Origin of the sequence: Rhabdothermincola sp. (assembly GCF_036846205.1) — a bacterium.
Taxonomy (GTDB): Bacteria; Actinomycetota; Acidimicrobiia; order Acidimicrobiales; family Acidimicrobilacustridaceae; genus Rhabdothermincola.
In genome coordinates, this window is record NZ_DAIUCK010000043.1 from 1 (window position 1) to 25409 (window position 25409).

The following is a 25409-nucleotide window of genomic DNA, read 5'->3' on the forward strand; positions in this document are numbered from 1 at the left end:
GCGGCATCCGTCACATCGCGGACCCTCCGTAGCCCCCGAACCACGATCCGCGACATCCCCCCGCGGGCGCCAGCCCGCGCACGGGACATACCGTGGCCAGACCACCCCTCAGGCGAACAGGACGGTGTCCGGCACCGCCGCCAGGCGGCGCGCCGAGCGGAGGCGACCTTCGGTGAAGGTGTGGCACGACCCAGCCATCGCCGACCACTCGATGTCCGCCGCCGACTCGAACGACGCCCAGTCGAGCTCGAAGTACCCCATGGCCACCGCGACCGCCCGGCGCATCACCCGCATCGCCTCTCGCAGATCGTCGTCAGCGTCCATGCCATCAAGGGCCTCACCAATCTCCGGTCCGAGCACGAACAGGCCTTCGAACGGGCCGGGGCTCACGATCCGCCAGCCGTCGAGGCGCCACCCGAACGACGGCGAACCGTCACGCCGCAGCGACGCCCCGTACGGGGTGACCTCGACGTCGTAGCGGCGCCGCTCGTGCTGGCGCGCCGCGAACCAGACCAGGTCGTTCACGTGCACGCACGTGTATTCCCGGGGGCTGGTGATCAGCCGGCGGGCGACATGCTCGGGCTCGCCGCGCAGCGCGGCCACCGAGGCCAGCGCGCCCGGGCAGGTGGTCCAGGGGTGACGATGTGACGACGCGGCTGCCCCGACCACCTCACCGAGCCGCAGGTCCAGGATCACCTCGAAGCCGTGGAAGTGGTCGTCCACCCGAGCTATCGACCGCCTCAGCCCGCCCGGGCCGTCCACCATCCGGGCCTGAACCGTGCGGGTGTAGGGGGCCACGCAGCGAAGGCTAGCGACGCCCACCGAGCTCGCTCGCGGCCCGCTCGCGCAGCTCGTACTTGAGCACCTTCCCGGTGGCGTTCAGCGGCAGCTCGTCGACCACGAACACCTGGCGAGGAACCTTGTAGTTGGCCATGCGCTCCCGGCACCACGCCACGAGCGCCTCCTCGTCGATCGACGAGCCCGGTCGCGGCACCACGAACGCCACCCCGACCTCGCCCAACCGCTCGTCAGGTGCCCCCACCACCGCCACCTGCGCGATGGCCTCGTGGGCGGCCATGACGTTCTCGATCTCCGCCGGGTAGGCGTTGAACCCGCCGACGATGAACATGTCCTTCTTACGGTCGGTGATGCGCAGGTAACCACGATCGTCCATCACCCCGATGTCGCCGGTGTGCAACCAGCCACCCGCGTCGATCGCCTCGGCGGTGGCCTCCGGGTCGTCGAAGTACCCCTGCATGACGTTGTAGCCCCGCACCACCACCTCTCCCGGCTCACCTCGAGCCACCTCGATCCCGTCGTCGTCGACACAGCGCACCTCCACGTCGGGGATCGCCCGGCCCGAGGTGGTGGCGATCGTCTCCGGGTCGTCACCAGCCCGGCACGCGGTCACCACCCCGCAGGCCTCGGTCAGGCCGTAGGCGGTGATCACCGACTCGAGCTTGAGCTCGTCGCGCATGCGGACGATCAGCTCCACCGGGATCGACGCTGCGCCGGTCACCGCCAGCCGCAGCGAGGACAGGTCGGTGGTGCCGACGTCCGGATGGTTCAGGATGCTCTGGTACAGCGTGGGCGGGCCCGGCAGCATGGTGATGCGGTCGCGCTCGATGCGGGTCATGGTCTCGGGCACGTCGAACACCGCCTGCGGGTAGAGGGTGGCGCCGGTCATCAGCCCCGCGAGGATGCCGGCCTTGTAGCCGAACGAGTGGAAGAACGGGTTGACCACCAGGTAGCGGTCGCCCTCCCGCAAACCCACCAGCTCGGCCCAGGACGAGAACGCGCGCAGGTTCTGCCCGTGCGCGGTCATCACGCCCTTGGGTCGGCCGGTGGTGCCGGAGGTGAACAGGATGTCGCTCAGGTCCAGCGGTCCGAGCGAGTCGATGCGCGCGTCGAGTGCCGCGTCGTCGACCGCCCCGCCCGAGGCCACGAACTCCTCCCATCCGAGGGCCCCCGCCGGCACCTCACCACGCAGGATCACCGTCCGCTCCAGCGAGGCGGGCGTGCCGGCCTGCGCGAGCAGGGCCGGGTAGTCGTTGCCCAGGAACCCGTTGACCGTCACCACCACCTTCGCCCCGCTGCGCGCCAGCACGTCGGCCGCCTCGTGGCCCTTGTAGCGGGTGTTGAGCGGCACCAGCACCGCACCTGCGGTGTGCAGGCCGAGCAGGGCGACCACCCACTCCCAGATGTTCGGCGCCCAGATCGACACCCGATCGCCAGCGCCCACCCCCGCGGCGATGAACGCCTTGGCCGCGGCCCGCGCCTGGTCGCGAAGGTCAACGAACGAGAGCGTGACGTCGCCGTCGACGATCGCGGGAGCGTCGCCCATCCGCTCAGCCGCCTCGTGTACCAGTCGCGGTGTCGTCCCCCAGAGCAGGTCCCCACGCACGCTCATGCGCGCACCCTACCGCTGGACCTGACGCGCCGTCAGAGGACGGCGAGCGGATCAACGCCGTCATCGGGCATGAGCCGTAGGCTTCTCCCCCGATGAGCGCGACGAGCACGGACCCGACCACCGAGCTCGCGGACGTGCTGGTGGCTCTGGCCGACGGCAACTTCCGCGGCTACAGCCCCACCTACGAACGAATCGCCCGCGCCTGGGCGGAGGACCCGGACCTGCTCACCACGACCCTCGAGCTGCGACCTGAGGGCATGCCGGTCTCGATGCTGCCCATCTCGCTGCTGGCCGTGGTCCACGAGCTGGTGCTGCGCGAGCCCGACCTGGCCCTCGCGGCGATCTACCGGGGCGAGGAGCAGGACCCGTGGCCCGCCTTCCGGGACCTGGTCACCGCCAGGGCGCCGGAGATCCGCACCCGGCTGGCGAACTGCTCGATCCAGACCAACGAGGTCGGGCGCTCCGCCGCCCTCATCCCCTCGCTGGCGTGGATCACCGAGCAACTCCCCGGTCGCGACCTCGCCCTGGTCGAGATCGGCCCGAGCGCGGGCCTCAACCTGCTCGCCGACCACTTCTTCATCGAGTACCGCAACCCCGGCGGCACCGCGCTGGCGACCGGCGACCCCTCCTCCCCGGTGCGGCTGCAGTGCGACCTGAAAGGCGACACCACGCCACCCCTACCGGCGGGTCCCCTGCCCATCGTGGCCCGCACCGGGATCGACCTCGATCCGATCGATGTCCACGATCCCGATGCCACCCGATGGCTCGAGGCCTGCCTGTGGCCCGGGGTGACGGACCGGCAGGAGCGACTCCGGCGGGCGATCGAGCTGGTTCGGCATGCGCCGCACCCACCCCGGCTGCACGCGGGCGACGTGCTCGACCTGCTCGACCCGGTCATCGAAGACCTGCCACCCGGCGCGGTGCCGGTCGTCTTCTCCACCTGGGCCCTGGCGTACCTCACCCGCCAGAGACGGCAGGAGGTGCACGACCGGGTGGCAGCCCACGGCACGGGTCGAGACATCGTGCTGTTGACCGCCGAGTACCCGCACGTGATCCCCTGGGTCCCCGCTGCTCGCCGCCCGCACGTGGAGGAGGGCACCGACGCCACCCTGGTCGGGGTGGCGTGGTGGCGCGACGGGCACGCGCGCTCGGCGCCGCTCGCCTGGACCCACGCCCACGGAGCCTGGCTCGACTGGATCGGCGGCGAAGGATCGTCGTGAGCCCCTTCACCCTGCGCCGGCGGGCCGCCCGGGTGGTGCTGCTCGACAGCCGCGACCGGGTGCTGCTCATCAACGCCTCCGATCCGGCCGATCCGACCAAGCCGGCGTGGTGGGAAATCCCCGGAGGGGGGATGGACCCGCACGAGTCGAGCGCGGAAGCCGCAGCCCGTGAGCTGTGGGAGGAGGCCGGCATCCGTGACGCTCGCGTCGGCCCGTGCGTGTGGGTGCAGCACGCCCGGTTCCGCTTCGGCGGCTGGGACTTCGACCAACACGAGCGGGTGCACGTGGCCTGGCTCGACCGGCCGGGCGAGGAGCATCTCCACCAGCCCCGGGGTCTCGAGGCGCTCGAGGCGATGGCCTTCCGCGGCCATCGCTGGTGGGCGCTCGACGAGCTGCTCGACTCCGACGTGCCGCTGCTCCCCCACCGCCTGCGAGACCACCTGCCCGACCTGGTGGCCGGCGAGCTGCCCGACCCGCCCATCGACATCACCTGGCCGAGCTCGAGCTGATCCGGCCGCCACCCGGCGGCCGCCCCACGTCGCCGGATGGGTCGGCGGCGAGATGTGAACCGTCGTTCAGTTTTTTTGACCCTTGCTCTGGCCGACCGTCAGACTCGTCGGATGTTCGACCTCAGCGGCAGGGTCGCGCTGGTCACCGGCGCCGGCCAGAACCTCGGCGCCGAGATCGCGCGGGTGCTCGCCGGCAACGGCGCGGCGGTGGTGGTCAACGACCTGTTCCCCGAGCGAGCCGCCGCCGTGGCCGGCGCGATCGGCGACGCCGGTGGCACGGCGACCGCCATCGGCGCCGACGTCACCGATCTCGATGCCGTGCGGCAGATGGTGTCGGAGGCCGAGGCGCAGCTCGGCCCTATCGACATCCTGGTCAACAACGCCGGGGTCCCACCCAACCCGTCCTGGGACCTGCTGCCGTTCCACCAGACCAGCCCCGAGAGCTGGCGAACGTGGATCGACATCAACCTCTACGGGGTGCTGCACTGCTGCCACGCCACCGTCGGCGGCATGGCGGAGCGTGGCTGGGGCCGGGTGGTCAACATCGTGAGCGACGCCGGTCGCACGGGTGAGGGTCTGCTGGCGGTCTACTGCGCGGCCAAGGCCGGCGCGGCCGGCTTCAGCCGGGCGCTCGCCAAAGAGGTCGCCCCCCACGGAGTCACCGTCAACGCCCTGGCGCTCGGCACGCTCGGCCCGCCCGGCGGCGACCCCGCCCTCATCGAGCGGATGGCCCGCCGCTACCCCGTGGGCCGCATCGGGGCACCGGCGGACATCGCGCCCGCGGTGCTGTGGCTGGCCAGCGACGAAGCCTCGTGGGTGACCGGCCAGACGATCCCCATCAACGGCGGGTACGCGACCAGCTGACCCGGCTCAGCTCGAGAGGGACCGAGCCCGCTCCACGCAGGGTCGGAGCTGGTCGAGAGCGGGGGCCATGTCCTCTGCCGTCATGGCGAAGACCAGCGCCACCACCTGGTCCACACCCGCCTCCGCGTACTGCTCGACCATCTCCGGCGTGCAGCCGTTGAAGTACGGGCACACGGTGACCGTCACCTCCGAGCGGTCACGCCCCGCGGCTTCCAGCGCCCGGTCCAGCCGCTCCAGACCCTCGGGCACCTCCGCCGGCAGGCGGTTGAACGTGAACCAGCCCTGCCCCGTGCGCGCCACCCGCCGGAGGGCGGCGTCACTCTCACCCCCCATGTGCAGCGGTGGGTGCGGCGCCTGCAGCGGCTTGGGGTGCATGTTGCACGGGGGCAGCGTGTAGATCTCGCCCTGGTAGCTGGAAGGGTCCTCGCACCACAGGGCCTTCATCACCTCAAGGTACTCGTCGGTGCGCGCCCCCCGCCGCTCCCAGGGGACGTTGACCACCTCGAACTCCTCCTTCAACCAGCCGACCCCGATGCCGAAGTCCACCCGGCCGTTCGAGAGCCAGTCGAGGGTGGCCACCTCCTTGGCCGCATACACCGGGTTGCGCTGCGGGAGCAGGCAGATCGCGGTGCCGAGTCGGACCGTGGAGGTGCACGCCGCGAGGAACGACAGGGTGGTGAAGGGCTCCAGCATCCCCGAGCCCGGCGGCGCGGGGATCCTGCCGTCCGCCGAGTACGGGTAGCGCGAGGCGTAGTCGTCGAAGAGCACCACGTGCTCCGGTACCCACAGCGAGTGCACCCCGAGCTCCTCGGCCCCCCGCCCGAGAGCCTGGAGCCACTCGGGGGTCGAGAACGGATTGGCGGTGGGAGCGAACAGGCCGAAGTCCATCCGCGTTGTCTAGCGCGACGCGGGTGGCGCGATCAGACCCGCATCACCTGGCCGCCGTCGACGTTGAGGATGTGGCCCGTGATCCACGACGCCTCGTCGGAGAGCAGGAACAGGCAGGCATGGACCATGTCGTCCACCGTGCCCAGGCGCTTGAGCGGCATGCCCGACACGATGGACTGCAGGATGCCCTCGTCCACGGTGCTGCGGGTGGCCTCGGTGTCGGTGGGGCCCGGCGCGATGGCGTTCACCCGGATGTTGCGCCAGCCCAGCTCGCTGGCGAGGGTGTGGGTGATGCCGTGCAAGGCCAGCTTGGCGATCCCGTAGAAGCCGGCACCCATCCACGCCGCGGTCGACGACTGGTTGACGATCGCTCCCCCACCGCGCTCGTGCATCGACTTGTACACCGCCCGGGTGCAAAGCACCGCGCCGTTCATGTTCACCGCCATGAAGCGGTTGTAGTAGTCCCAGTCGACCTTGAGCAGGCTCTCGATCTTCATGCCGCCGTAGATCGCCGCGTTGTTCACCAGGTAGTCGACACCACCGAACGCCTCTCGGGCCGCTTCCCCCATCGCCCTCGTCGAGGCCTCGTCGGACACGTCGGTGGCCACGAACGCGGCGCGCCCGCCGGCCGACCGGATCTCCCTCGCCACCCGCTCGCCCTGCTCGGCGTCGAGCTCGGCCACCACCACCGCCGCGCCTTCTCGGGCCAGCCCTTTGGCGTAGGCCTCCCCGATGCCCCGGCCGGCGCCGGTCACGACGGCCACCTTCCCCTCGAAACGCATCACGCCCTCCTCCTGCGTCCGGCCCTCCTCGCGGGCCTGCGGCTCGGTGCGCTCACCCGGGGGCGAACGCCCGGTCGATCAGCTCGTGCAGCGCCTCCACCGGGAACGCTTCCTCGACCGCGGAACGTCCCCTGGTGTCGAGCCCGAACACCCACTGGGCGATGTAGGCCTGCATGATCCCGGAGAACAGCGCGGCCATGATCTCGGGATCACCCGCACGCAGCTCGCCGGCCTCCACCCCCTCGCGGAAGATGCCGGCCTCGAACGACATCACCTCGCGATAGCGCTCGAAGCCCGCCTCGTTGAGGCTGGCTCGAAAGGTCCAGGTCGCCCCGCCGAGCTCGCGCTCGAACAGCCGGTAGAAGTCCGGCCGTTGCCGGAAGTAGTCGAGCTGCGCGTCGGCGATCCGATGCAGCTTCCCCCTCGCCGATCCCTCCTCGCCGGCCGCCTGCTCCATCGCGGACAGCAGTGCCCGACCCTGCCGTTCGAGGACCTGCGCGAAGAGGTCGTCCTTGCCGTCGAAGAACCCGTAGAGCGCGCCGACCGAGAACTCGGCCTGCTCGGCCACCTCCTTCAAGGTGGCGTTGTGGAAGCCCTTGCGGCCGAACACCCGCTCCGCGGCGTCGAGGATGTGCTGGCGGCTCACCCGGTCCTTCTCCCGGCGGCGCTGGTCGCGAAGGGACTCGGCCGTGCTGCGGTCGGTGCGAGCCACCTCAGCGTCCCTTCGCGTCGCGGCTGGCCCTGGCCCGGCTGCGTCCCTGGTCGGCGGCATCGGCCCACATCTGGCGGGGATCGGCGCTGCGGGTAACCTCCGGGCGCACCGACAGCAGGCTGACCTTGGTGCCCCGGGGCGCGCTCAGGGCGGTGACCACCGCGTGCGCCACCGCTTCGGCCGGGATGTAGTTGAAGTCCTGCTTGATGCCCAGCCGCTCCCAGGCGTGCATGAAGGCGATCATGTCCTCGTCGGTCCAGGTGGTGTTGAACTCGCTGACCGTGGGCCCGAGCCGCACCGTGGTCACCCGGATGCCGGTGCCACCGAGCTCGACGTCGAGCCCCGCGGCGATGTACTCGATCGCCGCCTTCGTGGCCCCGTAGGTGAGCATGTGCGGGTAGGGCTGCTGGATCGAGTCGCTGCTGATGAACACCACGTCGCCGGCGATACCGGCGCGTAGCATCGCCGCGGTGGCGGCGCGGGTGCAGTAGAGCGCGCCCAGCAGGTTGGTGTCGACCGCGGCCCGCAGGCGCTCGGTGGTGGTCTCGGCGATGGCGCCCAGGTAGCCGACCCCGGCGTTGTTCACCAGCGCGTGCGCCGGCCCGAGCTCGGCCTCCAGGTCGGCGAAGAAGGCGTCGACCGACGCGTCGTCGGTGACGTCCAAGGAGTGCGGCCAGGGCGTGCCGCCTGCGGCCCGCACCTCCGCTGCGGTCTCCGCCAGGCGATCGGCGCGCCGGGCACCGATGGCGACGGTCCATCCCAGCTCGCCGAGGCCCACCGCGATGGCCCGCCCGATGCCGGCGGACGCGCCGGTGACCACCGCGACCCGGGGGGCCACATCCGTGTCCTGGCCCCAGGCGCCCGGTGGCGGCAGCTCGCTCTCGTCGTCGCTCACGTGGATGGACTCCCGTTCGAGGAACTGAACGGTCGTTCACCCTAGCGCCGGAGCGGGGCCGGGATCAGCGCCGCGGCCGGCCCTCAGCCGGCCCGGGTCAGCAGCAGGCAACCAGCGACCGGACCGCCGCCCGTGCTCACCACCGCCACCTCCGCGTCGACCTGGCGGCCGGTGGCCTGCCCGCGGAGCTGGAGGCAGGCCTCGCGCAGCAGGCCCCACCCGTGGAGACGCCCGCCGCTGAGCTGCCCCCCACCGGTGTTGAGCGGCAGCTCCCCACCGAGCGCGATGCGACCACCTCCCTCGACGAAGGGGCCGCCGTCGCCGTGCTCGCAGAAGCCGAGCGCCTCCAGCCAGAACAGCGCCAGGAAGCTGAAACCGTCGTAGAGCTGGGCCACGTCCACGTCCGCAGGGGTGAGATCGGTGCGGGCCCACATGGTGGCCGCGGCGCCCGAGGCGGCCATGGTGGTGAGATCCGGCCACTGGTGCCACGAGGGCCGCAGCCCCACGCCGGTCCCCATCGCCTCGATCCGCACCGCCGGACCGGGCAGGTCGGCAGCCCGATCGGCCCGCGACACCACCACCGCGGTGGAACCGTCGACGGGTACGTCGCAGTCGAGCAGGTGCAGGGGTGTGGCGATCGGGCGGGACGCCAGGTACTCGTCCATGGTCAGCGGCTCGGTCATCACCGCCCCCGGGGTGCGGGCCGCGTTCGCCCGGGCGGTGAGCGCGATGGCGCCGAGCTGCGCCCGGGTGGTGCCGAACTGGTGCTGGTGGCGGGCCGCGTACGGGGCCAGCCAGTGCGCGGGGGTGACCGCGTCGAACGGCAGCAGCCACTCGGTGAAGCCCCCGGCGGGGCCGACCGGCGGCGGGGCCATGATCCCGGCGCGCATCGCGGCGGCCACGGTGGACTCGATGCTGGTGCGGTACACGAGCGCGTGTGTGCAAAGCCCACCGGCCACGGCGAGCACCGCGTCGATGATCGGCTGGAGCTGGCCGGCGCCCTCGGCCCCGGCCCGGTGCCAGGCCAGCTCGAGCCCCAGGGCCGCGGCCACCTCGTCGGTGTGGGGACCGGCGTAGCCCGGCGGGCCGACACCCGCACCCGGGTAGGCGGCGATGCCGTCGATGTCGCCAGGCGCCAGACCGGCATCCGCGATGGCGGCCAGCGCGGCGTCGACGGTCAGATCGAGCTCACTGCGCATCAGCCGCCGGCCCACCGCCGACTGCCCCACCCCGGCGATCACCGCCCGGTGCTCCGGCTTGTCGCCCGAGACCCTGGCGAAGGTGACCCGGCCCAACTCGCTGCGATGGCGATCGCCTCCCGCCTCGCCCGCCAGCGGGTCGGCGACCGGCACCGCGAAGTCGTCATCGACGTGCTCGAAGCCGATGCGCACCCGGTCGCCGATCGCCAGCTCGGCGTGCTGGTCGGCGGGGCGGACCCGCAGGGTCATGCGCACTTCGGGTGCCGCGTCGAGCTCGACGATGGCGATGGTGTAGGGCACGGGCAGGTCCGGCCGCGCCGGCTGGTGGCTGACGGTCAGGCTGTAGACCCGACCCTCGGGCTCGAGGTCTCTGGGGGCGAGGGAGCGAGAGGGGCACCGGGGGCAGATCGGCCCCGGCGGGTAGAGCACGTAGCCACAGTCTTCGCACGCCGGGAGCCGAAGGACGCCTTCCCGACATCCTTCCCAGAAGCCCACGGAATCGGCCGTGACCTGGGGGCGGATCGGCCCCTGCGCTGCGCTGCCGGCATGCGTGCTCATGGTCTCCGGACGCTACCTGGCCGCGAGGCGGGCCCCGAGGTTGGCGGTTCGTGACGAGCGCTACCCAGATCGAGGCGAGCGCCGGGCGAGACGATCAGGAGGGCGCGAGCGCCTGCTGGAGGGCCCGGAGGCGTTCGGGGACCGCCCGGTACCAGACCCAGGTGCCCCGCTTCTCCCGATCGACCAGGCCCGCCTGGTGGAGGACCTTCAGGTGATGGCTGACCGTCGGTTGGCTTCGCCCGACCGGTTCGACCAGGTCGCAGGCGCAGACCTCCCCGCCCTCGGCGGAGGCGATGATCGACAGCAGGCGCACCCGTACCGGATCCGCGAGAGCGGCGAAGGTATCAGCGAGCTCCTCGGCCTCGTGCTCGCCGAGCGGGGCCTCGGCCACCGACGGGCAGCACACGTCGAGCTCGACGGCGGAGTGGGGGTGTCCGGGCACGGCGACCTCCCTCGATGGAACGGGCGACACCCGCTCATATTGACGTTCGTCGATATTTTGGTAACGTATTGATTGTCATCAATCTATCAGCCGGCTCTCGACCGGCGTGAGAGGGGAAGCGGCGATGTCCCGAGTACAGCTCGCCCTGAACGTCTCCGACCTCGACGAAGCGGTGGCCTTCTACTCCCGCCTGCTGGGTGTGGAGCCGGCCAAGCGCAAGCCGGGGTATGCCAACTTCGCGGTGGCCGATCCCCCGCTCAAGCTCGTGCTGTTCGAGACGGGCGAGGGAGTCGGCGAGCGCCTCAACCACCTCGGTATCGAGGTCGACAGCACCGACGAGGTGGTCGCCGCCACCGCCCGGCTCGACCGCAGCGGCCTCGGCACCGACGTCGAGGAGCAGACCACCTGCTGCTACGCCGTGCAGGACAAGGTGTGGGTGACCGATCCCGACGGCGCCCGGTGGGAGGTCTACACGGTCCTCTCGGACGCCGAGTCCCTCGGCCGCCCCGCCGACACGGGGCTCACGGCCGGCGTCCCGGCGTTCACCACCCCGGGCGCGCCCTGCTGCGGGTGAACGATCAGCCGCTCTCACGTCGCCTGGTGGCCGAGCTCACCGGTACCGCGTTCCTGCTGGCCGCGGTCATCGGGTCGGGGATCATGGCCACCCGACTGACCGGTGATGTCGGCCTGCAGCTGCTCATCAACGCCGTGGCCACCGCCGGAGCCCTGGTGGCGCTGCTGCTGGCCCTCGGACCGGTGTCCGGCGCGCACCTCAACCCCGCCGTCACGCTGGCGATGCTCGCCTCGGGCGCGCTCCCACGCTCGGAGACCCCGCTCTACATCGGCGCCCAGGTCGCCGGGGCCTGTGCCGGAGTGGTGGTGGCCAACCTGATGTTCGGGCTTCCCGCCATCAACACGGCCACCGTCGATCGCAGCGGCGGCGGGCTGCTGCTCGGGGAGTCGGTGGCCACGCTCGGCCTGCTGCTCGTCGTCTTCGGGGTGGTGCGCTCCGCGCCGCGCCAGTGGATCCCCGTGGCCGTCGCCGCCTACATCGGGGCCGCGTACTTCTTCACCTCGTCGACGTCGTTCGCCAACCCCGCGGTGACCCTGGCCCGCACGCTGTCGGACAGCTTCGCCGGCATCGCGCCCGCCTCGGTGCCGGCTTTCCTCGTCGCGCAGGCTGCCGGCCTGGTGGCGGCACTCGGGCTGATCCGGCTCCTGTTCCCCGCCCCCGACACGATCGCCGCGGAGCTGCCGCGCCCCTACGAGGAGGATCCCACCCGATGACCCCCAGGCCCTCGGTGCTGTTCGTGTGCGTACACAACGCCGGGCGCTCGCAGATGGCCGCCGCCCTGCTCGAACGCCACGCCGCCGGCCGCATCGAGGTGCGCTCGGCAGGCAGCGCGCCCGCGGAGACGCTCAACCCGGCGGTGGTGGAGGCGATGGCCGAGGTGGGGATCGACCTGCGAGCGGCGGGCGCCCACCCGAAGAAGCTCACCGTCGACGCGGTCGAGGCCTCCGACGTGGTGATCACCATGGGCTGCGGCGACGAGTGCCCCTTCTTCCCCGGGAAGCGCTACCTCGACTGGGAGCTCGACGACCCCGCGGGCAAACCGGTCGAGCGGGTACGGCCCATCCGTGACGAGATCGATCGGCGGGTCAGGGCGCTCGCGGCCGAGCTGCTCGAGGGCCGGACCGAGGCCGGCGCCGGCTGAGTCCGAGCTGGAGCGGGCGTCCTGGTCAGCCGAACTGGTCGAGCATGAGGTGGGCGGCCGAGTCCAGCTCGTCGCCGGTCTCGCTGATGCCCACCCAGCCGTTGACCCATCCCACCAGGGAGGAGAACCACACGTGCCCGAGCGCGCGGGTGATCCGCCGCTGCAGCGCGGGATCGAAGTCGCTCGGGAACGCGAGGCCCTGGATGCGATCCATCACGATGCCGACTTCGCGCTGGCAGTCGGCGACCTTCGGGTCGTTCGAGGAGAGGGCGGTGACCACCGCCGCGCTCAACCGCGGCTCCTTCTCCATGGCCCGGGTGGCTCGGCGCAGCACATCAACCACCCGCTCGGCGGTGGTGTCACCTCGCGGTGGGCGCACCGCGACCCGCCGCTCGAGGTCGCGCGCCCACTCCACCAGTGCCGCGGCGAGCAGGTGATCCTTCGACGAGAAATAGCGGTAGATCGTGCCCAGCGCGACGTTGGCCCGGGTGGCCACGTCGCGCATCTGCACCGCGTCGTAGCCACCTTCGGCACCCAGCTCGAGCGCGGCCGCCACCACTCGCTGGCGGCGAGCCGCCTGGCTCTTGGTGAGCTGATCGGTGGCAGTCAGGTCGGTCATGGTCACTCCGGCGAGGTTAGTGATCGCCGGTGGCCGGTCCGGGGACCGCAGCCTGCACGGCGGGAGGTCGCGGCTCGCCCGGCAGGCCGAGCACCCGCTCGGCGATGATGTTGCGCTGCACCTCGTTCGTGCCGCCCGCGATGCCACTGTGCGGTGCCCACACGAACCGGTAACCGAAGTAACCGGACCACCGGCCCTGCTCACCGTCGAGCATGCCGTGTGCGCCGAGGAGTGCCTTGGCGAGGTTCGTCGAGTGACGCAGGTACTGGCCGTAGCGGAGCTTCAGCACCGAGGTCTCCGGCCCAGGTGGCTGACCGCGGCTGAGCGCGGTCTGCATGCGGTAGCCGAGATAGGTCAGCACCGACACCGCGGTGTGGACCCGAGCCAGCTCCTGGCGGACCAGCGGATCGCTGGTCCGACCCGCCTCCCGAGCCAAGGCCAGCAGGCCGACCACGTCGTCGTCGGCCGAGGCGCTGCCGATCATGTTCCGCTCGTTGGCCAGCGTGTGCATCGCCGCTCGCCAACCGTTGCCCACCCCCGCCTCACCGCCGAGCACGTTGGCCGCGGGGATGCGCACGTCGGTGAGAAAGACCTCGCTGAAGTGCGAATCCCCGGTCATCTGCCGCAGGGGGCGGATGTCGATGCCCGGGGTCGACATGTCGAGCAGGAAGTACGTGATACCTCGATGCCTCGGCGCGGCGGGATCGGTGCGCGCCAGCAGGATTCCCCATTCACAGCGATCCGCGCTGGAGGTCCAGACCTTCTGGCCGTTGACCACCCACTCGTCGCCGTCGCGCACCGCCCGGGTGGTGAGGCTGGCCAGGTCCGAGCCCGCTCCGGGCTCGCTGAAGAGCTGACACCATTCCTCGTCACCGCGCAACATCGGTTCGATGAAGCGCTCGCGCTGGTCCTCGGTGCCGAACTCCAGGATCGCCGGCCCCACCATGGTGTGGGCCACCGCGAACGGGCCGTTGTGGACACCGAAGCGCGCCATCTCCTGGGCGAAGATCAGCTCCTGGATCGTGGTCCCCCCACGGCCGCCGTACTCCTTGGGGTAGCTGATCCCGGCCCATCCGCCGTCGAAGAGGTGTCGCTGCCACGCCCGGGCCTGGCGGTCGAGCCGGTCCCAGTCGGCGGCCAGGGTGAAGAAGCCCCGCGAGAAGTCGTCCGGATGCCCCTTGGGGATGGCATGGGTCTCGAGCCACGCCCGCGCCTCGGCCCGGAAGGCGGCCTCCTCGGGTGTGTCTTCGATGTCCACCCACAGGAATGTAACGCGTTCTAGTTCTGGTCGTGCTGCTCCGCCTTCCCTCCCGGAACCGTGGTGGCGGAGCGCCCAGGCACGGCCTCGCGCCCGCCTCCGAGCAGAGCCGGGCATGCTGTGGCATGGCCAGGCACGCCGATCCCCTGAATGCCACACCGGAGTTGCCCAGCTACGGGCGCATGCTGGCGCGGGGCTGCGTGAAGCACTGCCCGGTCTGCGGGCAGGGCCATCTCTTCCGGCGCTGGTTCACGATGCGCGAGCGTTGCCCGGGCTGTGGCCTGCGCTTCGAGCGAATCGAGGGCCACTGGACCGGCGATCTGGGGATCAACACCATCGTCAGCTTCGGGGCCCTGCTGATCACGCTCTTGGTCGGCGTCTTCAGCACCTATCCGGACGTGCCGGCCGGACCGCTGCTGCTCGCGGCGGTCGGCGTCGCCGCAGTGGTGCCGTTTGCGTTCTTCCCCTTCTCGAAGACCATCTGGCTGGCACTGGATCTGATGATGCGCCCCCTGGAGGCGGGCGAGCTCACCGACGACTCCCCCTCGCGGTCGCGGCTGCCCGATGCGCCGAACGATCCCCGGGATCGGAGCCGAGACGATCCAGCGAGGGACGGACGCTCGCGCCCGACCGAGCCCTAGAGTGCGGCCATGAGCGCCCGAGGGGGTCGGCTCGGCGGCGAGATCGCGCTGGGCACCGGAGCGACCGGGGACATCGGCCGCGCCATCGCCGCCCGGTTCGCGGCTGAGGGCGCCATCGTGGCGGTCACCGGCCGCGACCCCGCCCGAGGGGCCGGGCTCGTGGATGAGATCACCACCGCGGGCGGCACGGCCGTGTTCCGCGCCACCGACCTCTCGATCGAAGGCGAGTGCGCTGACCTCGTGGCATGGGTGGTGGAGGAGCTCGGGGGGCTCACCGTGCTCGTCAACAACGCGGCGACCAGCGAGACCACCGATGCCCCCGTGCACGACCTCGACACCACTGCCTGGGATGCCATCCTCCGGGTCGATCTCAGCGCGGTGATGTGGCTGTGCCGCGCCGCCATCGGGCCGATGCTCGACGCGCAGCACGGCGCGATCGTCAACATCTGCTCGAGCACCGCCGCCTTCAGCCCGAGGCACGCCGCGTACCTGGTGGCCAAGGGCGGGCTCAACGCCCTCACCCGATCCATCGCCCTCGACTACGCCGCTGAGCGCATCCGGGCCAACAGCATCAGCCCCGGTCGCGTCGTCCCCGACGACCACGACCGTGACCTCCCCCCGCGATCCCAGGGAGAGCTCCAAGCCATGCCGGTCACGAGGCTCGGCCGCCCCGACGACATCGCCTACGCCGCGCTCTACCTGGCGAGCAAGGAGGCGGCGTTCGTCACGGGCATCGACCTACGGGTGGACGGTGGCAGCACCCTGGCCCAGGTCGGTTCGTTCACCCACGAATGAGGGCCGGCGCCATGCACCCCCGGGTCTCGGTGAACCAGGTCTCGAGCTGGAACTGGTCGCTCGACGAAGACCTCGCCTTCTACGAGGAAGCCGGCATCGATGCGGTCGGGGTCTCCTACCGCAAGCTGGCCGCTACCGGCGATCCGATCGGCGCGGCCGAACGGCTGGTCCGGACCGGCTTGCGGGTGACCAATCTCCTGGTCCCCGGCCCGTTCACCCTGGCCGAGCCCCAGCGCTGGCCCGCGCAGCGCGAGACGGCCGGCCTGGTGATGGACACCGCACTGGCGCTGCGACCCGAGGTGGTGGTGTTCACCACCGGCCCCGCGGGCGATCTCACCTGGGAGCGGGCCGCGGATGCCCTCGCCGAGGCCATGCGGGGCACCCTCGCCGAGGCCGAGCGAGAGGGCCTGCTGCTGCTGCTGGAGCACACCAACCCGCTGCGCACCGACCTCGGATTCGTGCACACCCTCCGCGACGCCATCGACCTCGGCTGGCGGCTCGACATGGGGGTGTGCATGGAGCTCAATGCCTGCTGGGCCGAGCGGAACCTGGAGGGCACGATCGGCGCCGGGATCGACGCCATCCACCTCGTGCAGGTGAGCGACTACGCCATCGGAACCCACCGCACCCCGGACCGCCTGGTGCCCGGCGACGGCGACATCCCGCTGCGGCGGATCATCCGCCAGCTCCTCGACGCCGGCTACCGCGGGGTGTTCGACGTCGAGATCGTCGGCCCGCGCATCGAGGAGGAAGGCTACCGATCGGCCATCGCCCGCTCCGTGGCGTGGCTCGACGAACTGCTCTCGGAGCTGCTCGACGAGCTCACCCCGAGCTGAGGTAGCGCTCCCGCAACCTGCGCTTGACCACCTTGCCGTTGGGATCACGCGCCAGCTCGTCCACGAAGTCCACCCGGCGGGGCTTCTTGTAGTCCGCGAGGTTGGTACGGACCCACCCGACCACCTCGGCCTGACCCAGGGTGCTCCCGGCACGTCGTTGCACGACCGCCACGAGCGACTCGCCCCACCGGTCGTCCGGGACGCCGAACACCGCGCAGTCCACGACGTCGGGGTGCTGGTGGAGGCAGTCCTCGATCTCGCGGGGGTAGATGTTCACACCGCCGGAGATCACCATGTCCGAGGCGCGGTCGGTGAGGAACAGGTAGCCGTCCTCGTCGAGGTACCCCACGTCCCCGACCGAGAACCACCCTCCCTCGCGGTAGGTCCGGGCGGTCTTGTCCGGGTCGTTGTGGTACTCGAAGCTCGACCCGGTCGTCCGCAGCCAGATCCGCCCGCTCGCACCAGGGGGCAGCTCGTTGCCCTCGTCGTCGAGGATCCGGAACTCGTTGCCCGGGTACGGCCTGCCCACCGAGCCCGGTTTGCGCAGCCACTCGTCCGGCCCGATCGAGGTCCCGCCACCTTCGGACGCGCCGTAGTACTCCCACACCGTGCCCGGGGGGAACACCTCCATGATCCGCCGCTTCACCGGCACCGGGCAGGGCGCCGCGGCGTGCAGGACGACCCGCAACGACGACAGGTCGAAGCGGTCACGAACGTCCTCGGGCAGCTCGAGGATGCGGATGAAGTTGGCCGGCACCATGTGGGTGATCGTCACCCGGTGGGCATCGATCAGGCGGAGGCACTCCTCGGTGTCCCACCTGCGCATCACCACCACCCGGCCGCCGACCGCGAGGTGTACCTGGGCCCAGATGGCGGGGCCGGCGTGGTAGCTCGGTCCGACCAGCAGGTAGGTGTCGTCGGGCCCGATCCGCCAGCGCATGCCCATCATGGCCACCCCGGCGGCCGACCGGCGGAAGTCCCCCTCCCCGATGGCCACGCCCTTGGGCCTGCCGGTGGTGCCCGAGGTGTACAGCATGGTCGTCGGCCAGGCATCGCCCACCACCTCGACGTCGCCGTCGGGGGCGTCGGCGAGCGCGGCCTCGTAGGCGTGCTCGCCGTCGCTGCCGACCACCAGCCGGGGAACGCCGGCGACGTCGGCCAGCGCGCCGAGGAGGCCGGCCTCGGCCACCACGACCTTCGAGCCCGAGTCCGCCACGACGTGGCCCGCCTCCTGGGCCTTGAAGTGGATGCTGACCGGCACGGCGATGGCGCCGAGGCGCCCGATCCCGTGCACGGTCTCGAACCACTCCCGGGAGTTCGGCAGCATGACCGCCACCCGGTCGCCCGCCTCCACCCCGAGGGCCGCCAGCGCGTGCGCCACCCGGCGGCAGCGGTCGTCGAGCTCCCGGTAGGTGGTCTCGACCCCGTCGACGACCAGGGCCACCGCATCGGGGCGCCGCTCTGCCTGGGCCCACGGCCCGTAGCGCTCCTCCACCTCAGTGACGTCCCCCGTGGCGTCCCCGCTCATCGCTTCCCCTGACCGTTCGCCAGCCCGGCATTGCCAAAGTATGACGTGAGCGTCAGGATTCGTCCCGTGGACTTCACCGAGCCCGCCAGCGCCCAGGCGTTCCGCCGCGAGCTCCGCACCTGGCTCGAGACCCACCTCGACGACCGGTTCAGGGGCCTCGGCTACGACCTGGAGGCGGGCGAGCAGTGGCTGGCCCGCATGCGGGAGTGGAACGCGCTGCTGGCGGACGCGGGGTACGCGGCGATCGCCTGGCCGGTCGAGTACGGGGGGCGGGGCGCGGGGCTGATCGAGCAGGTCGTGTGGGCCGAGGAGATGCACCGGGCCGGCGCACCACCCACCCTCAACCCCATCGGCATCGCCAACATCGCCCCCTCGATCCTCGAGTGGGGCACCGAGGACCAGAAGCGCACCCTGCTGCCCCGCATGCTGCGGGGCGACGACATCTGGTGCCAGGGCTTCTCCGAGCCCGAGGCCGGCTCGGACCTGGCGTCGCTCACGACCACCGCCCGACGCGACGGTGACGTCTACGTGGTGAACGGGCAGAAGGTCTGGACCACCTTCGGGCACGTGGCGAACTGGTGCGAGCTGCTCGTACGCACCGATCCCGACGCGCCCCGCCACCGGGGCATCTCCTGCCTGCTGGTCGACATGACCACGCCCGGCATCGAGGTGCGGCCCCTGGTCACCATCACCGGGGAGCGGGAGTTCAACGAGATCGTCTTCACCGACGTGCGGGTGCCGGTGGGCAACCTGCTCGGGCCGGAGAACGAGGGCTGGCGGGTGGCGATGACCACCCTGGCCCACGAGCGGGCCGGAGTCGCCAACCTGCACCTCGGGGTGCGGGCCAAGATCGGCCGGCTGATCGGCACTGCTCGTGACCTGCAGGTCGACGGCCGGCCCCTCACCACCGACCCCGGGGTGCGCCGGCGCCTGGCCCGGGCATATCTCGACGGCGAGTACCTCAAGCTGCTCGCGGGGCGGGCCATCTCGGGTGCGCTCCACGGCCGGGCGGCGGGCCCCGAGTCGAGCATCGCCAAACTGGTGTGGAGCGAGCTGGAACAGGACCTGAGCCAGATCGCCGCCGAGTTGCTCGGCCCCGACGCCAACGCCGGCGAATGGGGTCGCGACCGGGTCTACACCCGGGCCCTGACCATCGCCGGGGGGACCACCCAGGTCAACAAGAACGTCATCGCCCAGCGGATCCTGGGGCTGCCGCGCGCCTGAACTGGCTCACCACCACGCGATTCCCCGCCGCCCGGCCCATTCGGGCAATTTCGCGCTGGAGAACGGCCACGATCTGCCGATAGAGAGACGTAGAGGTGGTACCCGCGGTCGCGGGTCCCGGTGTGCACGCCGCCGAATGCCGCGAACGCGGAGGTGATCGAGTGGGAAGACAAGCAAAGGCCATCGCCGGAGTCGCGGTCATCGCGCTCATCGCCGCGGTGGTCTTCCTGAAGGTGGATGCCCTCGCCGGCGTGGGGGTGCTGGTGGTGGGCGTGCTCGGCGGAGTGGTCGTCCTGCGGCGAACGGCCGATCGGGCGAGCGCTGGCGAGGGCGAGAGCAAGGGCAAGCGCGCGAAGGCGGGCACCCCGCTCGATCTGATCGGTGACACCTCCCTCCCGCTGACCTCCTCGCCCGCCGCGCCCCTTCCCACGTGGACGCCGCCCTCGCAGCTGGTGGGCGACCAGACGAGCGCCCGCGGAACCGTGTGGGACGACGGGAGCCCATCGTGGGACTCGGGTCAGTCCTGGGACGCCGACTCCTCCTGGGACGAGGGCGACGACTGGTCGGCCGGTGAGGTGGCACTCGATCGCAACCCCCTGGACGCACTCGACCGGCTCGACGAGGTCGATGTCGTCGCCGAGGTGGAGCGCATCGAAGCCCGAGGTGCGCATCTCGATGACTACACCGAAGACCTTCAACCGGTCAGCATCCAGGACCGGGCCGGCAACGACACCCTCGCCAGTCGGGTCGTCAGCCCCATCAACGAAAACGTCTCCTCGGCCGACGACATCATGGCCGCCAGCCAAGCAACCGAGCTGACCGTCGTCGCCCCGGCCGCCGCGGACAACTCGGAGCTGGCCAAGCTGCTCGCCAAGGTGCAAGCACGGCTCGCGGCCTACGAGTAGACCCACCTGCACGCGCCCCACCGCTGCACCCAACCCAGCCGCTCCACGCGGCGTACCCGTGGTCCGGCGCGTAGCATTCGTGCTGCCTACCGGAGGGAGGGTCGGTGATGAACCATCCAGCGCAGCCAGCGGGGGAGGCGGAGCGAGGCGGCAAGTTCCGCAGGCTGCTGCGGTCGTCGGCCGCCCCCGTGGACGGGCCGAGCGAATCCGATCAGGCCATCGACCCCATCACCGGCGTGCCGACGAGGGCCGCGCTCGTCCCTGCCCTGCGGCGAGCGGTCGACGAGAGCAAGTCCGAGAGCACCGTGGCGGTCCTCGCGTTCGTCGAGGCCGGTGCGCTCCGTGACGTCAACGACACCCTCGGGCCCGACGTGGGCGACGAGCTTCTTCGGCTCGCCGGCGAGCGCCTTCGGGTGATCGACGTCCCTGGGCTCGCCGTCGTCCGCTATGAGGGTGCGGTCTTCGGCGTCGTGATCCCCAAGGTCCCGAACGTGGCCGGGGCCGAGACCATCGCCCGGTTCCTGATCGAGCACCTCTCCGAGCCGTTCACCATCGGCGGGACCTCTGTCCGCATCGGGCCGATCGTCGGTGCTGCGGTGAGTACCGACAACTACGACGAGCTCGACGACATGGTGCGGGACGCATACGGGGCACTGGTCGAGGCGCGCGGTGAGGGCAACGCGGCTTTCGTCATCCACGACGAGACCAAACGGGCCCGGTTCAGCACCCGCATCGACGATCGACGCCTACAGGACGCCTTCGAGCACGGTGAGTTCGAGCTCTTCTACCAGCCCATCGTCCGCCTCGACAGCGACGAACTGGTCGGCGTCGAGGCCCTGATCCGCTGGATGCAGCCGGGCACCACCAGCCTCGGGATGCTGTTCCCGCACGATTTCCTCCCGCTGCTCGAGAAGAGCGGGCGCATCGTGGAGGTGGGGCGCTGGGTGCTCAACCAGGCCTGCTGGCAACTCGCGGCCTGGCAAGCCCTCTCCCCCGACGTGCCGAAACTGTTCGTCAGCTGCAACGTCGGGCCGCACGAGCTGGCCGACCACGGGTTGATCGACGCGGTGACGAGCGCCATCACCGCCAACGGCGTCCAGCCGTGGCAGCTGTGCCTCGACATCACCGAAGCCGCGCTCCGTCACAACCGCTTCCAGCGCGACACCGTCTGGGCGGGGCTGCGCGCCCTGAGCAACCAGGGCGTCAAGCTCGGCCTCGACGACTTCGGCACCGGTGAGGCCTCGCTCAGCGTCCTGCGGGAGATGAAGCTCGACCTGCTCCGGGTGGACCGGCTCTTCGTGAGCGGGCTCGGCATCGCGCGGGAAGACCACGTGATCGTCCGGCACATCGCCTCGCTCGCGCACGACCTGGGGTGCCTGGCCGTGGCCGAGGGAGTGGAGACCGATGAGCAGGCGGGTGCCCTCCGTGAGCTCGGCGTCGACCTGGCGCAGGGCTTCCGGTACGGCAAGCCCCAGACCGCGCAGGAGATCGCGAAGCGGTTGGCGCCGGACGCGGCCAGGGGTACCGACCGGTGGGACCCGTCGAACGTGCTGCCCGGCTGACCCATGCTCGCCGGCATCATCCTGACCGTCGTCTTGATGGTCGGCGGTCTGCTGCTGGCCTGGACCGCCTGGATGCGGGCGGAGCGGGCACGGGCCCTGCCCGGCGTGGCCGCAGCCGCAGGCCTGCGATTCTCCGAGGTGGATCCCTTCAACACCCTCGCCGTACCCTTCCCCCTCTTCCGGGCCGGTGACGGGCGCACCATCCAGAACGTGATGTGGCGCGACGCGCGCCAGGGCAGCGCCAACACCCCGACGCGGGTGTTCGACTACAGCTGGTACCAGGAACACCGCGACCGCCGCGGCAGCGAGCGACGCCGCTGGCAGTACCTCAGTTGCGCGTTCGGGCAGCACAACGGGGCGTGGCCGGTCATCACGATCGAGCGCGGGGCCATCGCCGACCGGGTCGGCCGCCTGCTCGGGCTGCCGACCGTGGAGCTGGAGTCCGAGGAGTTCAACCGCACCTTCGCCGTACGTTGCGACGACGCCAAGTTCGCCACCGACCTGCTCAGCCCCCAGCTGATGGAGTTTCTCCTCACCACCGAGGGCTCGATCCGCTTCGAGACCCGCGGGCGCTTCCTGCTCGCCTCGACCAGCCGCGTCGATGCGGCACTCATGCCGGGCCTCCTCATGGTGGTCGAGCGGTTCCTGGCGCTCGTGCCCCCGGTGGTGCGTGAGCTGTACGGCAGCTTCCCCGATGGGGCGGGCACCGAGCACATGCCTGCGCCGGCCTCGGAACCGGCGTCGCCTACCAGCGAGCGATCCGGGGGTCTGGGCGGGATGTTCCACACCCGCTGGGACCCAGCACCGCAGCGGGCCTTCGAGTTCGCGCCCCCTCCGGACCTTCGCCGCGAGGGGGCCTGGGACCCCACCCCCGGCGTCGACCATGACCTCGACGGCAACGTCGTGGCGGACCACGAAGACCCCTGGGGGCCAGGCCGGCCCCTGCCCAGGTGCGAATAGCCTCCGAGGGTGGCCTCGATCCCACCCCCGACCCTCACCGCCGACGTCGCCGTCATCGGCGCGGGCCCGGCCGGCACCGCCGCGGCCATCACGCTGGCACGCGACGGTCGAGAGGTCGTGGTGGTCGACCGGGCGACCTTCCCCAGGGACAAGACCTGCGGTGACGGGCTGACCGCTGGCGCGCTTCGCCGCCTGGAGGCGCTGGGGCTGGAGCCGGCCACAGTGGCCTCCTGGACACCCGTTCGCGACGTGTGGCTGCGCGCTCCCGCCGGCCACCAGGTGCACCTCCCACTGCCCGGCGACGGGCTGTTTGCGGTGGTGGCCCGGCGCCGAGACCTCGACGCGGCGATGGTGGAGCTGACCCGCACGGTGGGCGCTCAGGTCATCGAAGGCGTCGGCAGCGAAGCGGTCAGCGCTCACGGCGACCGGGTACAGGTACGCCTGACCGACGGGCGGCGGCTCGTCGCTCGCTACCTGGTGGCCGCGGACGGCATGTGGTCCCCGGTGCGCAAGGCGCTCGGCCTGTCGGTACCCGGCTACCGGGGGGACTGGCACGCCTTCCGGCAGTACGTCCGGGGAGTGAGCGACGAGGCGGCAACCCAACTGTTCTGCTGGTTCGAGCCCGACTTCCTCCCCGGTTACGCCTGGTCGTTCCCGTTGGGAGACGGCACCGCCAACATCGGGTTCGGCATCCGCCGGGGCGGAGCCTGGCAGGTCGGTGACATGGCTCAGTTGTGGCGGGAGGTCCTCGCCCGTCCGCACATCCGTGAGGTGCTCGGCGCGGACGCCCGCCCGGAAGGCCCGCCGCGGGCCTGGCCGATCCCTGCCCGGGTCGGCGAGCTCCCCCTCACCTCGGGCCGGGTGCTCTTCACGGGCGATGCCGCGGCGGTCACCGACCCGATGACCGGCGAAGGCATCGGGCAGGCCCTGGCGACGGGCACCTGGGCTGCTGAAGCAATCCTGCTAGCCGGCCCACGGGCAGCGGAGCGGGCCCGAGCCCACTACGAGTCACGGGTTCGCCGGGAGCTGGTCACCGACCACGCCCTGTCGGCGCTGCTGGTCCGCGCCCTGCAGCATCGCAAGGGCGCGCGGGCCGCCATCCGGTTGGCCGGCGCGACGCCGTGGACTCGGCGCAACTTCGCCCGTTGGCTCTTCGAGGACTACCCCCGGGCGATCGTGGTCACGCCCTCCCGCTGGCGCCCCGGCATCTTCCGTTGCACCGGCGCTTTCCGCCAGGCGGCCTAACCTGCCGCCCGTGGGTGAGCGAGCGAAGCTGAGCGACGAGGAACAACAACGGCGGCGGCGGGCGATCCCCGAGATCTTCCCGGCCACCCCGTTCATCGGCTGGCTGGGGCTGGTGTTCGACCGCTACGAGCCCGACGAGGTGGTGGTCCGGCTGCCGTTCCGGCCCGAGCTGACCAACGACGGCACCTACTACCACGGGGGTGTGATCGCTTCGGCCATCGACACCGCCGGAGCCGCCGCGGCCTGGTCGAACCACGACTTCGACAAGGGCACCCGAGCCTCGACCGTGGCGATGACGGTGCAGTACGTGGGCGCGTGCAAGCAGTCGGATCTGGTGTGCACCGCCCGCACCGTGAAGCGGGGCAGGGAGCTGATCTTCACCGAGATCACCGCCACCGATGCCGGCGGGGCGGTGGTGGCCCACGCGCTGCAGACGTACCGCATCGTCTGAACGGTCCACACCGTCTGCGGTCTCACGGGCGAGTGGCCGGCAAACTTGACCGATCGGTCAAGTTTGTGCTCCGATCTGCGGATGCGCACACGGTTGACCGACGTCCTCGAGATCGAGCACCCGGTGATGCTCGCCGGCATGGGGGGTGTGAGCTACCACGAGCTGGTCGCCGCGGTCTCCAACGCCGGAGGATTCGGATGCCTCGGCGCCTCGGCCATGGGCTTCGACCGGATGGTGGCCGAGATCGAAGCCACGAAGGCCTTGACCGACAACCCCTTCGGGGTCGACCTGCTCACCGCCTCCCCCGGCGATCTGGTGGCACAGGTCCAAGCCATCATCGACCACGGGGCGCGGGTGTTCGTCGCCGGCCTCGGCGTCCCCAGGGACGCCATCGAGCTGTGCCACGACCACAACGTGCTGGTGGTGAACATGTGCGGCAAGGTGCGCCATGCCGTGGCTGCGGTCGAGGCCGGCTGTGACCTCGTGGTCGCCCAGGGCACCGAGGCCGGCGGCCACACCGGACAGGTCGCCACCATGGCCCTCGTACCCCAGATCGTCGACGCGGTGGGTGACCGGGTGCCGGTGGTCGCGGCCGGGGGCATCTTCGACGGTCGGGGTCTCGCCGCTGCCCTGTCGCTCGGTGCGGACGGGGTGTGGATCGGCACCCGGTTCATCGCCACCCCCGAGGCTCGGGCCACGCCCGGGTACAAGGAGACCCTGCTGCGAACCCTCGAGGACGGCACCACCGTGTCGCGCGGGTACACGGGCAAGACCTGCCGGGTGGTGGCGAACGCCTACACCCGCTACTGGGAGGAACATCCCGACGAGTTGCAGCCCTTCCCTGCGCAGTTCGTCCGATCCTGGCAGGACGGTGCGAACCACCTGGGCGAAGGCGATGAGGCGGACCCTGCCGCCGTCGACCCCGACCGTGAGTTCTTCCCGGCCGGCCAGGGTGTGGGGGCGATCACCGATCTGGTGCCCGCCGGCGAGCTGGTGCGCCAGATCGTGGCCGAAGCCGAAGCGGTGATCGAGCGCGTCGCCGCCCTCCGCTGATCCCCATCCCGAACTGTTCAGCCCCACGCGGCCCCACACCGCGCACCGATGAACAGTTCGGGGTGTGAACCGATGAGCCGAACCCCCATCCCGAACTGTTCAGCCCCACGCGGCCCCACACCGCGCACCGATGAACAG

General features: G+C 71.4%; 27 protein-coding genes. 16 read left to right on the forward strand and 11 right to left on the reverse strand.

Annotation, left to right across the window (positions count from 1 at the left end):
• Positions 1 to 108: 108 nt before the first annotated feature.
• Both V7004_RS07985 and V7004_RS07990 read right to left on the reverse strand, forming a co-directional pair.
• Positions 109 to 798: a hypothetical protein gene (locus V7004_RS07985; RefSeq protein ID WP_334143233.1), complete on the reverse strand. Its 690-nt coding sequence runs from the start codon at positions 796 to 798 to the stop codon at positions 109 to 111.
• A gap of 10 nt (positions 799 to 808) precedes the next feature.
• A complete protein-coding gene (locus tag V7004_RS07990; RefSeq protein WP_334143234.1) occupies positions 809 to 2410 on the reverse strand; it encodes a FadD3 family acyl-CoA ligase in 1602 nt (533 codons plus the stop codon).
• A gap of 92 nt (positions 2411 to 2502) precedes the next feature.
• Here V7004_RS07990 and V7004_RS07995 point away from each other — a divergent pair, with 92 nt between their 5' ends.
• The 3 genes from V7004_RS07995 (at position 2503) to V7004_RS08005 (ending at position 5003) form a co-directional block, all read left to right on the forward strand.
• Positions 2503 to 3630 carry a DUF2332 domain-containing protein gene (locus tag V7004_RS07995; protein WP_334143236.1) on the forward strand — a complete coding sequence of 376 codons (1128 nt, stop codon included), beginning with the start codon at positions 2503 to 2505 and terminating at the stop codon, positions 3628 to 3630.
• On the forward strand, positions 3627 to 4139 hold the full coding sequence (locus tag V7004_RS08000; RefSeq protein ID WP_334143238.1) for an NUDIX hydrolase: 513 nt from the start codon (positions 3627 to 3629) through the stop codon (positions 4137 to 4139). The genes V7004_RS07995 and V7004_RS08000 overlap by 4 nt, the downstream gene beginning before the upstream one ends.
• 111 nt (positions 4140 to 4250) lie before the next feature.
• Complete coding sequence (locus V7004_RS08005) at positions 4251 to 5003, forward strand: SDR family NAD(P)-dependent oxidoreductase (protein ID WP_334143239.1); 753 nt, start codon at positions 4251 to 4253, stop codon at positions 5001 to 5003.
• A gap of 6 nt (positions 5004 to 5009) precedes the next feature.
• Here V7004_RS08005 and V7004_RS08010 read toward each other — a convergent pair whose 3' ends face one another.
• From V7004_RS08010 to V7004_RS08035, 6 genes are all read right to left on the reverse strand, one after another.
• Positions 5010 to 5891 carry an LLM class F420-dependent oxidoreductase gene (locus V7004_RS08010; RefSeq protein WP_334143240.1) on the reverse strand — a complete coding sequence of 294 codons (882 nt, stop codon included), beginning with the start codon at positions 5889 to 5891 and terminating at the stop codon, positions 5010 to 5012.
• A gap of 32 nt (positions 5892 to 5923) precedes the next feature.
• Positions 5924 to 6673, reverse strand: a complete 750-nt coding sequence (locus V7004_RS08015; RefSeq protein WP_334143241.1) for an SDR family oxidoreductase — start codon at positions 6671 to 6673, stop codon at positions 5924 to 5926.
• A 52-nt stretch (positions 6674 to 6725) separates the two neighbouring features.
• Positions 6726 to 7385, reverse strand: a complete 660-nt coding sequence (locus V7004_RS08020) for a TetR/AcrR family transcriptional regulator (protein WP_334143243.1) — start codon at positions 7383 to 7385, stop codon at positions 6726 to 6728.
• Between the two features lies 1 nt (position 7386).
• Positions 7387 to 8280 carry an SDR family oxidoreductase gene (locus V7004_RS08025; RefSeq protein ID WP_334143245.1) on the reverse strand — a complete coding sequence of 298 codons (894 nt, stop codon included), beginning with the start codon at positions 8278 to 8280 and terminating at the stop codon, positions 7387 to 7389.
• A gap of 83 nt (positions 8281 to 8363) precedes the next feature.
• The gene (locus tag V7004_RS08030; RefSeq protein ID WP_334143246.1) at positions 8364 to 10037 is read right to left on the reverse strand and encodes a thiolase C-terminal domain-containing protein; all 1674 of its coding nucleotides are present in this window, start codon (positions 10035 to 10037) and stop codon (positions 8364 to 8366) included.
• 94 nt (positions 10038 to 10131) lie between these two features.
• The gene (locus V7004_RS08035) at positions 10132 to 10479 is read right to left on the reverse strand and encodes a metalloregulator ArsR/SmtB family transcription factor (protein ID WP_334143247.1); all 348 of its coding nucleotides are present in this window, start codon (positions 10477 to 10479) and stop codon (positions 10132 to 10134) included.
• A gap of 124 nt (positions 10480 to 10603) precedes the next feature.
• On the opposite strand from V7004_RS08035, the gene V7004_RS08040 reads away from it, so the two are divergent.
• The 3 genes from V7004_RS08040 to V7004_RS08050 are packed head-to-tail and all read left to right on the forward strand — an operon-like array spanning position 10604 to position 12194.
• Positions 10604 to 11053, forward strand: coding sequence for an ArsI/CadI family heavy metal resistance metalloenzyme (locus tag V7004_RS08040; RefSeq protein WP_334143248.1), 450 nt, complete (start codon positions 10604 to 10606; stop codon positions 11051 to 11053).
• A 26-nt stretch (positions 11054 to 11079) separates the two neighbouring features.
• Positions 11080 to 11766 carry an aquaporin gene (locus V7004_RS08045; protein ID WP_442968028.1) on the forward strand — a complete coding sequence of 229 codons (687 nt, stop codon included), beginning with the start codon at positions 11080 to 11082 and terminating at the stop codon, positions 11764 to 11766.
• Positions 11763 to 12194, forward strand: a complete 432-nt coding sequence (locus V7004_RS08050; protein WP_334143252.1) for an arsenate reductase ArsC — start codon at positions 11763 to 11765, stop codon at positions 12192 to 12194. Before V7004_RS08045 ends, V7004_RS08050 begins: the two co-directional genes overlap by 4 nt.
• A gap of 25 nt (positions 12195 to 12219) precedes the next feature.
• Here the strand turns inward: V7004_RS08050 and V7004_RS08055 are convergent, their stop codons facing one another.
• On the reverse strand, positions 12220 to 12813 hold the full coding sequence (locus tag V7004_RS08055; protein ID WP_334143253.1) for a TetR family transcriptional regulator: 594 nt from the start codon (positions 12811 to 12813) through the stop codon (positions 12220 to 12222).
• Between the two features lie 16 nt (positions 12814 to 12829).
• The gene (locus tag V7004_RS08060; protein WP_334143254.1) at positions 12830 to 14071 is read right to left on the reverse strand and encodes an acyl-CoA dehydrogenase family protein; all 1242 of its coding nucleotides are present in this window, start codon (positions 14069 to 14071) and stop codon (positions 12830 to 12832) included.
• 182 nt (positions 14072 to 14253) lie between these two features.
• Between V7004_RS08060 and V7004_RS08065 the strand changes: the two genes are divergently transcribed.
• Genes V7004_RS08065 through V7004_RS08075 form a run of 3 tightly spaced genes read left to right on the forward strand, consistent with a single transcriptional unit; the run spans position 14254 to position 16343 of the window.
• Positions 14254 to 14712 carry a DUF983 domain-containing protein gene (locus tag V7004_RS08065; RefSeq protein WP_334143255.1) on the forward strand — a complete coding sequence of 153 codons (459 nt, stop codon included), beginning with the start codon at positions 14254 to 14256 and terminating at the stop codon, positions 14710 to 14712.
• Between the two features lie 9 nt (positions 14713 to 14721).
• Complete coding sequence (locus V7004_RS08070; protein WP_334143256.1) at positions 14722 to 15507, forward strand: SDR family NAD(P)-dependent oxidoreductase; 786 nt, start codon at positions 14722 to 14724, stop codon at positions 15505 to 15507.
• A gap of 11 nt (positions 15508 to 15518) precedes the next feature.
• Positions 15519 to 16343 (forward strand): sugar phosphate isomerase/epimerase family protein, encoded by an 825-nt coding sequence (locus tag V7004_RS08075; protein WP_334143257.1) that lies wholly within the window; start codon positions 15519 to 15521, stop codon positions 16341 to 16343.
• Here V7004_RS08075 and V7004_RS08080 read toward each other — a convergent pair.
• Positions 16330 to 17871: an AMP-binding protein gene (locus tag V7004_RS08080; RefSeq protein ID WP_334143258.1), complete on the reverse strand. Its 1542-nt coding sequence runs from the start codon at positions 17869 to 17871 to the stop codon at positions 16330 to 16332. The two genes, V7004_RS08075 and V7004_RS08080, sit on opposite strands and share 14 nt — an antisense overlap.
• Positions 17872 to 17937: 66 nt before the next feature.
• Between V7004_RS08080 and V7004_RS08085 the strand changes: the two genes are divergently transcribed.
• The 7 genes from V7004_RS08085 (at position 17938) to V7004_RS08115 (ending at position 25271) form a co-directional block, all read left to right on the forward strand.
• On the forward strand, positions 17938 to 19095 hold the full coding sequence (locus V7004_RS08085; RefSeq protein ID WP_334143259.1) for an acyl-CoA dehydrogenase family protein: 1158 nt from the start codon (positions 17938 to 17940) through the stop codon (positions 19093 to 19095).
• Positions 19096 to 19256: 161 nt separating this feature from the next.
• Positions 19257 to 20000 carry a hypothetical protein gene (locus V7004_RS08090; RefSeq protein WP_334143260.1) on the forward strand — a complete coding sequence of 248 codons (744 nt, stop codon included), beginning with the start codon at positions 19257 to 19259 and terminating at the stop codon, positions 19998 to 20000.
• A gap of 107 nt (positions 20001 to 20107) precedes the next feature.
• Positions 20108 to 21562: a putative bifunctional diguanylate cyclase/phosphodiesterase gene (locus V7004_RS08095; protein WP_334143261.1), complete on the forward strand. Its 1455-nt coding sequence runs from the start codon at positions 20108 to 20110 to the stop codon at positions 21560 to 21562.
• A 3-nt stretch (positions 21563 to 21565) separates the two neighbouring features.
• Positions 21566 to 22522 (forward strand): DUF3137 domain-containing protein, encoded by a 957-nt coding sequence (locus V7004_RS08100; RefSeq protein WP_334143262.1) that lies wholly within the window; start codon positions 21566 to 21568, stop codon positions 22520 to 22522.
• Between the two features lie 9 nt (positions 22523 to 22531).
• Positions 22532 to 23767: an NAD(P)/FAD-dependent oxidoreductase gene (locus V7004_RS08105; protein ID WP_334143263.1), complete on the forward strand. Its 1236-nt coding sequence runs from the start codon at positions 22532 to 22534 to the stop codon at positions 23765 to 23767.
• Between the two features lie 10 nt (positions 23768 to 23777).
• Positions 23778 to 24218 carry a PaaI family thioesterase gene (locus tag V7004_RS08110; RefSeq protein WP_334143264.1) on the forward strand — a complete coding sequence of 147 codons (441 nt, stop codon included), beginning with the start codon at positions 23778 to 23780 and terminating at the stop codon, positions 24216 to 24218.
• Between the two features lie 63 nt (positions 24219 to 24281).
• Positions 24282 to 25271 carry an NAD(P)H-dependent flavin oxidoreductase gene (locus V7004_RS08115; protein ID WP_334143266.1) on the forward strand — a complete coding sequence of 330 codons (990 nt, stop codon included), beginning with the start codon at positions 24282 to 24284 and terminating at the stop codon, positions 25269 to 25271.
• Positions 25272 to 25409 lie beyond the last annotated feature (138 nt).